This window comes from Bacteroides sp. AF20-13LB, assembly GCF_003603065.1.
GTDB classification, from domain to species: domain Bacteria; phylum Bacteroidota; class Bacteroidia; order Bacteroidales; family Bacteroidaceae; genus Bacteroides; species Bacteroides uniformis.
This window is the reverse complement of the sequence record NZ_QTMH01000001.1, coordinates 228,947-241,546: the sequence shown is the minus strand read 5'-3', so window position 1 is coordinate 241,546 and position 12,600 is coordinate 228,947. Positions and strand designations below refer to the sequence as shown.

The following is a 12,600-nucleotide window of genomic DNA, read 5'->3' as shown; positions in this document are numbered from 1 at the left end:
TTAAGAGTGAGTAATAGCTAAATCCGGTATGCATCCACTGCCTTTTTCACCGAACCGTGCATCAACAGCAGCGCCTTGGCTTTGCCATAGTCCAGTCCGAGTTCCTCTACAATCATACGGGTACCACGGTCCACAAGCTTTTTGTTACTGAGTTGCATATTCACCATTTTGTTGCCTTTCACGCGTCCCAACTGTATCATGACGGAAGTGGTAATCATATTCAGTATCATTTTCTGTCCTGTTCCCGATTTCATGCGTGAGCTTCCCGTCACATATTCAGGTCCTACAATCATTTCGATGGCTACATCTGCCTCTGCTGCCATTGGAGAGTCCGGGTTGCTGGTGATACAGCCGGTCAGTATGCCGTGTTCGCGTGCCTCGTGCATGGCACCAATCACGTAGGGGGTGGTACCGGATGCAGCAATACCGATGACCGTATCCTTATCTGTAATATTGCGTTCCGTCAACTCTTCCCAACCGCGGTGAATGTCATCTTCGGCATTCTCTACCGGATTTCTCAATGCAGTGTCACCACCGGCAATCAAGCCGATAACCAGCGTGGGGGGCATACCGAAAGTCGGTGGAATTTCCGAAGCGTCGAGTACGCCCAGACGTCCACTGGTACCCGCACCCATGTAGAAGATGCGTCCGCCTTGTTTCATGCGGGGCACAATCTGGGTTACCAACTTTTCTATTTGAGGGATTGCCCTCTGTACGGCAAGCGCCACTTTCTGGTCTTCGGTATTGATGTCTTCCAGAATTTCACGGACTGATTTCTTTTCCAAGTCATTGTAGAGCGATGGTTGCTCTGAGATTTTTACGAACATAAGGCTATTTACTATTTGACGATTTACTATTTACTATTTACGATTTGTCACTTTCAGTTGTGATATTTGATGAGTCCTTCCATGGGGCTCTTGATGATTGCACCCAGTTGGATACCCATTTCTTTGGCAGCTTCTGCCAGAACTTCCTTGTAATAGAAGGCTACGGAACCGATGAAATGTACTTTTTGATGCTGATAGTCTTCATATTGCATGACATTGCGTTTAAGGAATGCCTTAAAGCTGTTCAGTACCAGAGCGCGTACACAAGGTTCACCCAGATTCTGTGCAAGAAATGGTGACAAGCTTGCCAGGAAACGGTTGGGGAAAGGTTTACGGTAGACACGGTCGATGATATCAGCAGGTGTCAGGTCGAACTGTTTGAGGAATTTCTCTTTCAGCTCGGGTGTCATCTGATTTTTCAAGATATCGCCTACCAACAGTTTGCCCAAGCAGGCTCCGCTGCCTTCGTCTCCCAAGATGAATCCCAGAGGAGATACATTGGTGACAATGCTTTTTCCGTCATAATAACATGAGTTGGAGCCGGTCCCCATGATGCAGGCAATGCCTGAGTCATGTCCGCAGAGGCCACGTGCGGCAGCCAGCATATCGGTATTGACTTCCACTTCATTTTTCACACTGAGGTGTTTGGTTATGGCACGGTGCACCATACTTATCTTGTCGGGAAATCCGCATCCTGCACCATAAAAGTATACGGCATCCAGCTCACTTGTCTTCAGCTGAGGTAATAGCGCTGTTGCTATTTCATTACTGATTTCCTCTTCCGACTGAAAGAAAGGGTTCGTCCCTTTCGTGAATATCTGTTGGAGAAGTACTCCATTCTCTACAACACACCAATCGGTCTTTGTAGAGCCACTGTCTGCTATTAGAATCATATAAATAATGTTTAATGATTAGGGATTAGGGGTTAGTGATTAAGGATTAGTGATTAATGGTAGGTGATACTGTTTCTTAATTATAGGCAACGTATTAATCACTAATCCTTAATCACTAACCCCTAATCCTTATATTTTGATATATATTTTTCGTTTGTACAACTGGTAGCCGATACACCAGTTAATGGCGATAAACAGCAGGGCAAAGGCAAGGGAACCGGCGGTTTCACCGAAAACGGGCATGAGGACTATATTGTATAAGAATCCGTGTATGCTGATGCTGCTGTTTCCCCACGGGAAACTGATACTACCGAAAAGTATGCTAAGTACGCCGCCCAATACATACATGAACAGCGGATTCACACCGAATGCCTCGAAAAACATGCTCCACTTCTTATAGCCTTTCACATCAATAATCCAGATAAGCAATGCCAGAAAACTGGATGCCAGTCCGCAAGTGACGAGTACGTAGGTAGGAGACCATATTTTCTTGTTGATGGGGCAACCGTAGCTTAGCAGGAAACCGGAGAAAGTAAGGATAACACCTACCAGCAACAGTGTGATAAGCTGCGAATTGAGAAATGAGGCACGGTCTTCCGACTTGTTGCCATCCAGCATCAGCCGCCCTACACAGAAGCCCAGCAACACATGTGCAATGGCAGGAATGGTGCTTAACAAACCTTCGGGATCTATGCCGTTATCCTTGTACATGTGTGCAGGGGTCAGGATGGCACGGTCTACCACGGAAAGAATGTTTGTTTCATTATAGGCGAAACCGTTGCCGCACATCAACAGTATGAAGTAGCCTGTCAATAGGCCGGCTATCAGATAAGGTATATGTTTATGCTTCATGGTTAGTGCAATGATGGAGGCTGCTCCGTAGCAAAGGGCCAGCCGTTGCATGACACCCAGAATACGGATACGGTCGAATGTCCAGACGGAAGCCCATAGCTTCTCTCCGAAACTGAGGTCGTCCGGAGCGGAGGCCCAGTAATAGCAGAAACGCGAGAACCAGCCGATAGCCATGCCTATAAGGAAAATGACGATGGTGCGTTTCAGTATCTTCATGCCGGCGGCGTGGCTGAACTCGAAGTTGTATTTCTTCAGGGAAATGTATGTGGAAATTCCCATGATAAACATGAAGAAGGGAAAGACGAGGTCGGTGGGGGTCAGACCATTCCACTCTGCATGCCGCAAGGGGGCATAGATATGTCCCCACGAACCGGGGTTGTTTACCATAATCATACCTGCGATGGTGACACCACGGAGAATGTCGAGTGCAAGGATGCGTTTACTTACTTTTGTACTGTTCATTGTAATATTTGTGTGTTAAGTTAATTATCAATCCTAATTATCAGCTGCCTTTGTACATTCGTCTACCAGATAGGCAATGGATACATAGGGGATACCTGAGTTTGTTGTCAATCCGATTTCACAAGTACGGCTGTTAGAGTAGCCTATATTCACTCCGGACGCTTCTATTTGCGGGCGGAGTTTGCGTAGGGCGTACGAGTTCAGCTCAGGATAGGTGAATCCCCGGTCTCCGGCAAAACCGCAGCAACCTACTTCTTCCGGCACGATGACTTTATTGGAGCAAAGGCGTGCAAGGGCTATAATGGTATCTGCCAGTCCCATTTTCCGCATGGAGCAGGTGATGTGGATTGCTACGGGGCGGTTAATAGGTGTGAAAATCAGCTTCTCACGTAAGAATGTATAGATGAATTCTGCAGGTTCATACAGTTTCATCTTCTTGATACATTCGCGCATGCGGTGCAGACAAGGGCTTTGGTCACAGAGGACGGGGTATTTGCCTTGTTCGCTGGCTTCCCAAAGTGCGGCCTCCAGTTCGGCTGTCTTGCGATCGGCAATGTCCAGCATCCCTTTACTTTCCCAAATGGTGCCACAGCAAAGCTTGTCCATATCTTTCGGGAAGATGATTTCGTAACCGGCTTTTTGCAACAAGGACACCATTTTATTTACCAATGGCTGCTCTACGGGAGACTTCTTTGCCAGACCCATAGTCTGGTTGATGCAGCTGGGGAAGTAGACGACTTTGTAGTTACGAGTTACAGAGCTACGAGCTACAAGTGCTGCGCTATTATGCTGCATAGTGCTTGTAGCTTGTAACTCCGTAGCTTGTAACTGATAACTTTTCGGCATAGCCGGCGTCCATAGAGGTATGCCTAATGCATTGTGCAGCCCCTTGGTAATGCCGCTCATCGCCTTTGTCCCTAATAGTGAATGTCCGAAGTTGGCTAAGGACAATACGGGACGCAGTGCACTCTTGACACCAGCGAAATGATTGGCGACAAAGTCTCCGGCTTTGTATCCCAGACTGCCTTTGGGTAATGCTTCCTGGCGGATTATATGGGTAAGGTCGCCCGTATTGATACCCATCGGGCACGACATGGAGCAGAGGCCGTCTCCGGCACAAGTCTGGTTGCCGGGATAGCGGTATTGTTTTTCGAGCAGTGCAAGGCGTGTCGGGTCCTCGCCGCTTTGTTTCAGCCGGGATATTTCGCGCTGCAACACGATACGCTGGCGCGAGGAAAGGGTAAAGCCGCAGGAGAGACAGTTGACTTCGCAGAAACCGCACTCGATGCATTTGTCAGCTACGAGTGACGTAGCTTGTCTCTTGTCACTCATCACTAATAAAGGCAGCGGCTTGAAGTTCTTGATATGGCATTGCGGGTCATCATTGAAAATGACACCGGGGTTTAGCAATCCTTGTGGGTCAAACAGCTCTTTGACGGCTTTCATGGCTTTGTAGGCGTCATCTCCCCATTCATGGCAGACAAAGGGAGCCATATTCCGGCCCGTGCCATGCTCGGCTTTCAGGGAACCGTCATATTTATCTACTACCAAGGTCTTGATGTCATTCATCAAGTCTTCGTAGCGTTTCACTTCCGCTTGGGTACTGAAGGACTGGTTGATGATGAAGTGGTAGTTGCCTTCGAGAGCATGGCCGTAGATGCAGGCGTCATTATATCCGTGGCGGGCTATGAGCTGTTGCAGTTCTGCCGTTGCCTCCGGAAGGTCTTCAATGTGGAAGGCGATGTCTTCGATGAGGCAAGTGGTTCCCGGCTGGCGCGTACCTCCCACAGAGGGGAAGATGCCGGAACGGATGGCCCAGTATTTGGAATATTCCTCCGGACGGTCGGTGAAGCGTACCGGAATATAGGTGGTGAAGGCTTGCAGGCAAGCTTCAATGGCAGATATGTTCTGTTGCAGTTCTTCCGGGGTACGGGCTTTGGTTTCGGTCAGCACTGCTGTCAACCCGGTTTCGTCGCCGGGCTCCACGCCGGGGAGGGCAGAGGAGGCAACTTTGCCTTTGTATTTTAGGAATACGGGGTCATTGACGGAAGAAAGGCTCTTATAGTCTAGCATTTCAGCCCCTTTTACTGTCCATTCGCCGGTTTCGTCGACCAGCTTCTTCATGGCTACCACAGCGCGGCTCGCTTCTTTGATGGTCTTGAAGTAGAGCATAGCGCTGGCCTTGTAGGGATAATCATATTCAGTCTTCATCGTCACTTCCGAAAGGAACGCCAGTGTACCTTCGGAACCTACCATGAGGTGGGCAATGATTTCGAATGGGTCGTCGAAACGGACGAAGGGCAGCAGATTGAGCCCGGTTACATTTTTGATGGAATATTTGTATCGGATGCGTTCGGCCAGTTTTTCGTTGGTACGTATTTCATCGCGCAGTTCGCAGATGCGGCGAATGAAGTCACGGTGACTCACTTCGAAGGAGGCGCGGCTGACGGGATTTCCGGTATCCAGCAGGGTACCATCCATTAGGATGATACGGGCGGAAACAAGCACCTTGTCGCTATTGGCGTGCGTACCGCAGTTCATGCCGGAAGCATTGTTCATGACAATACCGCCTACCATGGCGCTTTTCACCGAGGCGGGATCCGGTGCAAACTTACGGCCGTAGGGAGCCAACAGTTCGTTCACACGTTGTCCGATGATGCCCGGTTGGAGGGTTATCTGTTCGTAGTCGGCGGATATGCTGTATTTTTCCCAATTCTTACCGGCTACGATGAGGATGGAGTCGCTAATGGCTTGACCCGACAAACTGGTCCCTGCCGCTCGGAAGGTGACGGGCAGCCCGTGGCGGCTCGCCAGTTTCAACAGTTGTGAAACTTCATCTTCGTCTTTCGAACGGATTACAATCTGGGGAATCAGTCGGTAAAAACCGGCATCCGTACCCCAAGCCAGCCGGCGAAGTTCGTCGGTGTAAATCCTTTCCTGCGGAATGAATTGTTTTGCTTCCTGCAGGAAAGCCATGTAACTATGCTCTTTCATGTTCACTTTTTTTATTGCATCACTTCGCTTCAAAGTGCTCTGTAAACGTGTCTTACGAGGGGGTACATTCAGTCGTATACTGAATATATTTAAGTATACGACTGAATGTGGTTCTGTATACGACTGAAATAGTCTCCGTATCAGGCTCTTTTCCCTTCCTTATTTATCTGTAAATTTATTTATATAAATAATACTTTTTCGACAACTTACGGAAGTCTTCGGCATCTTTATACCAGTAGTCGCGTATGTCCTCCCAACGGTTCCGTTTCGAGAAGCGCTCGCGTATCTGCCGCGAACCGCTTACTTTGTCGAACATGTTGAAACGTCCCTTGTCGGCATGGTCAAACACGGCACGGTCAGGATAGAGGGCGGCGACTTCCTGCATGACCAGGAATTGCAGGTCGCTCAACGGTGCTTTGCCGAAATCCATGATGTGCACTTGCACACCTTGCAGCAACTCGCCTTTGCCTACACTATAGAACGGCTTTAGGTACATCGGTCTGAAGATGACCCCCGGTACGTTCAGACGGTTCAGGTTTCCGGCCAGCTTTTCCGCTTCCATCCATGGTGCGGCAAACATCTGGAACGGAATGGTATACCCCACGCCGATAGACATATATCCTAGTTCGCCCAGAATGCCGCTGACGGGGTAGAAGAATGCAGAATGAGGATGTGGAATGTGTGGAGAGGAGGGAACCCATTGCAGTCCGGTTTGGGTATAATCCATCTTGCGTTTCCAGCCTTTCATCTTCACTATGTGGAGATTACATTGTTCCCCATCCTTCAACATCTTCTCGCCATTGAGCATCAGTGCCAGCTCACCGCAAGTGAGGGCGTAAAGGTACGGAATTTTAAACTGGCTTACAAAAGAAATGCAATCATCTTCAACCAAGTTGCCTTCAATCTTCAATCCGCCTACGGGATTGGGCCGGTCCAGCACAATGAATTCCTTGCCGTTTTCGGCAGCGGCTTCCATGGCCAGTCCCATGGTGCTGATGTAGGTAAAGGAACGGCAACCGATGTCTTGGATATCATACACTAATACATCCACATCTTTCAGCATGTCCGGCGTGGCCTTGCGGGTCTTTCCGTAAAGCGAATAGACGGGCAGTCCGGTAGTCGCGTCTTTGATGTCCGTCACATGGTCGCCTGCGTGCACATCGCCGCGCACGCCGTGTTCGGGGCCGTAGAGTGCCACAAGGTTCACGTTGGGCGCCTCGTGCAGGATGTCAATGGTGGACCTCATCCGGTTGTCCACCCCCGTCGGGTTGGTAATCAATCCTACACGCTTACCTTCCAGGCATCGGAAATTCTGTTCTTTCAGTACCTCGATACCGGTCTTTATTCTGATCTTCTGTGCTTGCATCGCACCTCCGCAAAGGAGGCAGAGCAAGGATATAATAATAGTCCTCTTCATAACCAATCACTAAATATTACTCACAAAACATTAATCATTAACCATTAATCATTTTTTTCCATATTCCGGGTCTATCCTTCTGTCTGCAAAAATGGTGACAACAACCGTGGCGAAACAGCATATCATTACCAACCAGAAGAAGTCCGTATATCCGATAGCCTCCTGGATATATCCCGCAAACATACCTGGTATCATCATGCTTAGTGCCATGAATGCGGTACAGATGGCATAGTGGGATGTTTTGAATTCACCTTCGGAGAAGTACATCATGTAGAGCATGTAGGCCGTGAAACCGAAGCCGTAGCCAAATTGCTCGATGGCGATGGCGGTTGAGATAGCAAACAGATTGTCGGGCTGGGCAATGGCAAGATAGACAAACGTCAGGCATGGCAGAGTCATGCATCCTGCCATCCACCAGATGGATTTTTTCAAGCCAATGCGTGATGCGAACAATCCTCCGAGGATACCGCCCAGGGTGAGGAATATGACTCCGATGGTGCCGTATACGATACCTACTTCTGCTGTCGATAGTTCCAGACCTCCCGATTCTTTGGAGGCAACCAGGAAAGGCATACACATTTTGATGAGGAATGCTTCAGGCAGGCGGTACAGCAACATGAACACGATGGCCAGCAATGCGCCCGGTTTGGTAAAATAGGTGGCGAATGTTCGTCCGAATTCTCTGAATATAGCTCCTGCAGTGGCGGCATCGGCAGCCAGTGTTGACTTATCTGAGGTGGGTTTGGGGACTGCAAAGAGGTGATAGAACGTCACCAGGCTGAACAGAACGGCTGTAACCAGCATCGTGATGGTCCATGACAGCGGAATGTTTTCGGTTCTCAGTTCGATGGCGCCGGCAATGGCTACGAGCACGCCTTGTCCGAAGATAGAGGCGAGCCGGTAAAACGTGCTTCGGATGCCAACGAAGGCTGCCTGGTCACTCTGTTTCAGTGCCAGCATGTAGAAGCCGTCGGCGGCAATGTCGTGTGTGGCAGAGGCAAAAGCCGTGATGATGAACAGCATCAGCGTGATGCTGAACATGCTGATGGGGGTTGTTCCGGCCGCCATAGTCGCCTCGTCCGGCCGTGGAATGGACAGCGTCAGCAGGATGAATGCCACAGACATCAGAATCTGCATGGAAAGGGTCCACCATCTTTTGGTCTTGATGATGTCGACAAACGGGCTCCAGAAGGGTTTGATAGTCCATGGCAGATAGAGCAGGCTTGTGAACAAGGCCATTTCTCCGTTCGGTACGCCCATTTTGGTAAACATCATCACGGAGATGTTGTTTACGATAAAATATGGAATGCCTTGTGCAAAGTACAAGGTGGGTACCCATGCCCATGGCGATATGTTTTTTGTATGGTTCATGATATTGATTTATTGTGTTCTATTCGATTATTCATACAGCTTGTCAATGCTGGCACCTATATAGTAGTGCAACAGTATTGCATCATACTTATACCCTTGCTCGCCCATCACGGCTGCACCTATTTGGCAAAGTCCCACACCATGCCCCCAACCGGCACCGGTGAGGATGAAGCGTCCGGGAATGCCTTCGGCGGACAACTCCTCTTTGTCTACCACGAAGGCAGAGCTGTAGAGGTGTGAAGTGGAGAGCGTGCGGCGGATTTCCAGTTCCTTGCCGATGGTGAGTGTGCGTTTGGTTCCCACAATCTTCAGTTTCCAGAGGCGTCCGCTGGTTCCGCGGGCTATGGGGATAAGGTCGATGATTTGTCCGTAGTCAATGCCTGAACGTTTCAGAATGAGGGCTGAAAGCTCTTCCTGGGTATATTCCACTTTCCAGCGATAGAAGTCCGTAGTCTCCTGGTCATAGTTATTGAGTACCTGCGAGAGGATTTTCTTGTCGGTGGTGTTGCAGAATGCTTCGGGGGAGGTACGAATCCAGCGGTCCGCTTCGACTTCCTGCGTCAAATCGGGCAGTGTGGCGTGCGTTTTGCTGTCTCGTTGTTGGGCAAGATAGGGGTATTTGATGTCTTCCCAGCAGTATTGGAACTCCTCGAAAGCACCGCCGCAGCATTTGGAGAAACGGGCGTCGCAAATCTTACCATCAGATGTCAGTACCTGGCCGCGGGTAGCGGAGATGGCTTGTTTCACAATATCGGTAGAGGCACGTGTAATGCCCTGGTAGCGTTGACAATGGTCGTCGGCGCATACATCGAAACGTGTGTGGTCTTCTCGGTCGTACCAGCGAATCAGCTCTTCGTCGGTCTGCGTAAAGGCCGAGTAGTTAGCTTGGGCTTCGGTGATTTCCTTATTCTTTTGTATTTGTGCCAGTAGCCAGCTTCGGGAGATGACAGCGTGTGCCTTGAGCAGCTCCAGAGAAGCGGTGGCACTCATCTCGGAGGAGATGACGCTGGTCAGATAATCTTCTACATGGATGACGTTGATGCCGGTGAGCTTTCCATTCTCAACGATGATTTTGAGAGCACCCAGAAAACGCTGGTCTTCCTTGCGCTCCCAATGGAAATTGATGCCGATGGTAACGTCCAATAGTTCGAAGGCATCGGTCTGCTCGTGTTGCGGTTCAAACAGCAGTTCGTCATACCGGCGTCCATTCCAGAGAATCTTGCCTTCGTCGTAGGTCACTACCTGCTTGCCGCTGACTTCCGTTCCGTCCATGCGATACGGATTCAGCAAAACGAATTCTATCTGCGGTTCAAACAGAATGCCTACTTGTACTTTGGGCTCTTTCATAATGGTATTTCTTTAAAATTAGAGTTCTTGGATTTCAGAAGTCATATTTTTTCCCTGATACGCTGCCGTACCTTGTGGAAATCTGTGGCAGAGAGGCATACTTCACTTAATATCTGCGCCACGTCTTCCGCAGTGATTTTCAAGAAATCCTTTTCTACGGGGGTGATAAAGACACCTCCCAAGTCGACGGATGCCGGGCTGCTCAACAGATTGGCTTCTCCTTCGGCAGTATAGCAGGCGGGGCGGTGTTTCTCGCGCGGGAAGACAAAGACCACCCAACGGTCGGCCTCGTATAGGACCAGTACGTTCATCATCGGCTCGTCTTCTTCGGGTTTCACGTCCAGAGAACGGTAAATGATGTCGAACAAGTCTGCCGCGTCCTCTTTGGAGGTGGATTCAATCACAAGTGTGGCACGGGGAGCGTCGTCAAGATACCACAGTGCTGCTTTCCTATAATCGGCTATTTTCCCGGCAGTCTGTCCGCGCCAGTCCTTTTCAATAGGCATGAACCCTTTGTTTCCTGCCTGGAAATGAGCATGGTCGGGGGCGGAAGCACCACATTTGGGACCGTTGTAGAAGATGGTGTAATCCGTCAGCGCCTCGGCCAGCTCCAGCATGTCGGTGAAGCGGGTGGCTATGCGTTGAGGGGTATGTGCCAGTTCCGGTACTGTCAGGTGGCGGGGGAAGATGGGGAACGGATTCACCAGAATATTGTAGTGTCCTCCGAACGGGATACCTTTCTGTACCGGCGGCAAATTGGCCGGGCACAGAAAGCATTTCCGTTCCAGGATGGACTTGGCATCCACTTTGGCACCGGAGGAAACGATGCGTGCGGGGTTGAACTGTACCTTATAAAGTATCCCGTTTACATTCAGCTCTTTCACCCGCACACCGGAGAGGGCGGCATAGTTGTTGCGTGCCGTCTCCCAGGATGCCAATTGTCCAGTCAGAAGATGGTGTATCGTTTGATTCATATCACTTGTTTTTGTTCATCGCTATGCGTGCCTGAAGTTCCCAGGTACGGATGCGGTCTTTGTAGAGGTTGTGTCCGTTCATTTTCACGATGTCCAGTGAGGCATCGGAGTTGTCGTCCCAGCGGCGGCAGAGGTAGACCACGTCGTACACGCGTCCTATCTGGTACTGGCGGGAGAAGTTCAGTCCCAGTGCATAGTCTTCGCCATAGCTGGTATTGGGTACTTTCACTTCGCGCAGTACCGGGGTATAGAAGGCGCGCGGGGCACCCAGACCGTTGATGCGGAGGGCGTTGTTGCGTCCGTTTGCCGGAGTCCATTCCTTGTGGTCGATGATGCCCGGAGCAATCATGTTCATGTTGAAGTCCGTCATCATATAGGTGCCTACCACCATGGCGCAGTTCTGTTCGTAGAAGGCGCGTACCATGATGGCGAGTGTGTTTTCGTCTTTGTATACGTCATCGCTGTCCAGCTGCACGGCAAACTTGCCACACTTGGGGTGGTGTACACCTACATTCCAGCAACCGCCGATACCGAGGTCGTTGCGTTCGGGGACGATATGGATGAGGCGTTCGTCGTCCTTGAATTCGTCGATGGCCTCCGTTGTGCCGTCTGTGGAGTGGTTGTCGATGATGATAAGATTATATTTGAAGTCTGTCTTCTGCATCAGTACCGACTTGATGGCATCGCGGATGGTACGGATACGGTTGCGCACCGGAATGATGACGGAGGCCTCATATTCGAAGTTACCGGCAGAGAACTCAATCTTCTTGAACTCCGGTGCCAGATATCCCCCGATTTCTTTCAGATGTTCGGTACATGCCTGCTCCATCTCAATCTGGCGGTCACGGTTTTTGGGGTCTACATAGTCGAAAATCTTTTCGCCGCTCTTGCGGGTATCGTTTTCCACCTCGCTGTATAAGTATTCGTTGATATGTACCAAGTCTGAATGTTGGCTCAATTTCAAGCGCAGGTCGTAAAGTCCGGCGAAGTTGTAGTCAGACTTCATGTGTCCGGCGGCTTCCTTTAGTTTTTCGGTGTTGAAAAGGAGCAGGGAGCCAAAGTTGAAGTCATCCCTCAAGGAACCGAATTGGTAGTCGATTACCGGAGCGTTGCTCTGCTTGCCGTCTGCTATTTGGTAGTGGTCGGCATATACCATACCGGCGCTTGAATCTTCAAGGATGTGTATCATACGTTCCAGTGCAAACATACCCATTTCGAGCGTAGTCTCTTTGGTATAAAGCAATGTGTATTCTCCCTTGGCTGCATTAGCAATAGCTTTGAGAGTTGCACTGCTGTAGGGCATGTCAACAAACAATATTTCGCAGTCCGGGAGCGATTCCAGAGTGGCATCGGTCGTGATTAACCGGATTTCTTCTATAAGTCCTGTCGCCTGTAGGCTATTCACTGTTTTTTCTACTTGTTCTTTTCCTGCGTAGGGAAGAAAGCAACTGATTTTATTCATG

At 49.8% G+C, this 12,600-nt stretch carries 9 protein-coding genes; all 9 read right to left on the bottom strand.

What is annotated here, in order from left to right:
• Positions 1-17 precede the first annotated feature (17 nt).
• Complete coding sequence (murQ, locus tag DWX62_RS00975) at positions 18-827, bottom strand: N-acetylmuramic acid 6-phosphate etherase (protein WP_005824981.1); 810 nt, start codon at positions 825-827, stop codon at positions 18-20.
• A 53-nt stretch (positions 828-880) separates the two neighbouring features.
• Complete coding sequence (locus tag DWX62_RS00970; protein WP_005824980.1) at positions 881-1,720, bottom strand: BadF/BadG/BcrA/BcrD ATPase family protein; 840 nt, start codon at positions 1,718-1,720, stop codon at positions 881-883.
• A gap of 129 nt (positions 1,721-1,849) precedes the next feature.
• Positions 1,850-3,034 (bottom strand): heparan-alpha-glucosaminide N-acetyltransferase domain-containing protein, encoded by a 1,185-nt coding sequence (locus DWX62_RS00965; protein WP_008662773.1) that lies wholly within the window; start codon positions 3,032-3,034, stop codon positions 1,850-1,852.
• Positions 3,035-3,067: 33 nt separating this feature from the next.
• Positions 3,068-6,028, bottom strand: coding sequence for an FAD-binding and (Fe-S)-binding domain-containing protein (locus tag DWX62_RS00960; protein ID WP_120172526.1), 2,961 nt, complete (start codon positions 6,026-6,028; stop codon positions 3,068-3,070).
• A gap of 175 nt (positions 6,029-6,203) precedes the next feature.
• The gene (locus DWX62_RS00955; protein WP_005834674.1) at positions 6,204-7,445 is read right to left on the bottom strand and encodes a DUF1343 domain-containing protein; all 1,242 of its coding nucleotides are present in this window, start codon (positions 7,443-7,445) and stop codon (positions 6,204-6,206) included.
• 48 nt (positions 7,446-7,493) lie between these two features.
• On the bottom strand, positions 7,494-8,816 hold the full coding sequence (locus DWX62_RS00950; RefSeq protein WP_005824972.1) for an MFS transporter: 1,323 nt from the start codon (positions 8,814-8,816) through the stop codon (positions 7,494-7,496).
• Between the two features lie 27 nt (positions 8,817-8,843).
• Complete coding sequence (locus DWX62_RS00945) at positions 8,844-10,163, bottom strand: SpoIID/LytB domain-containing protein (protein WP_005834675.1); 1,320 nt, start codon at positions 10,161-10,163, stop codon at positions 8,844-8,846.
• Between the two features lie 41 nt (positions 10,164-10,204).
• Positions 10,205-11,137: a DUF4922 domain-containing protein gene (locus DWX62_RS00940; RefSeq protein WP_005824968.1), complete on the bottom strand. Its 933-nt coding sequence runs from the start codon at positions 11,135-11,137 to the stop codon at positions 10,205-10,207.
• Position 11,138: 1 nt separating this feature from the next.
• Positions 11,139-12,599 carry a glycosyltransferase family 2 protein gene (locus DWX62_RS00935; protein ID WP_009037755.1) on the bottom strand — a complete coding sequence of 487 codons (1,461 nt, stop codon included), beginning with the start codon at positions 12,597-12,599 and terminating at the stop codon, positions 11,139-11,141.
• Position 12,600 lies beyond the last annotated feature (1 nt).

Bases quoted from the DNA above. Each gene is read 5' to 3' on its own strand.
- murQ (WP_005824981.1), bottom strand. From the start codon at position 827: ATGTTCGTAAAAATCTCAGAGCAACCATCGCTCTACAATGACTTGGAA.
- DWX62_RS00970 (WP_005824980.1), bottom strand. From the start codon at position 1,720: ATGATTCTAATAGCAGACAGTGGCTCTACAAAGACCGATTGGTGTGTT.
- DWX62_RS00965 (WP_008662773.1), bottom strand. From the start codon at position 3,034: ATGAACAGTACAAAAGTAAGTAAACGCATCCTTGCACTCGACATTCTC.
- DWX62_RS00960 (WP_120172526.1), bottom strand. From the start codon at position 6,028: ATGAAAGAGCATAGTTACATGGCTTTCCTGCAGGAAGCAAAACAATTC.
- DWX62_RS00955 (WP_005834674.1), bottom strand. From the start codon at position 7,445: ATGAAGAGGACTATTATTATATCCTTGCTCTGCCTCCTTTGCGGAGGT.
- DWX62_RS00950 (WP_005824972.1), bottom strand. From the start codon at position 8,816: ATGAACCATACAAAAAACATATCGCCATGGGCATGGGTACCCACCTTG.
- DWX62_RS00945 (WP_005834675.1), bottom strand. From the start codon at position 10,163: ATGAAAGAGCCCAAAGTACAAGTAGGCATTCTGTTTGAACCGCAGATA.
- DWX62_RS00940 (WP_005824968.1), bottom strand. From the start codon at position 11,137: ATGAATCAAACGATACACCATCTTCTGACTGGACAATTGGCATCCTGG.
- DWX62_RS00935 (WP_009037755.1), bottom strand. From the start codon at position 12,599: ATGAATAAAATCAGTTGCTTTCTTCCCTACGCAGGAAAAGAACAAGTA.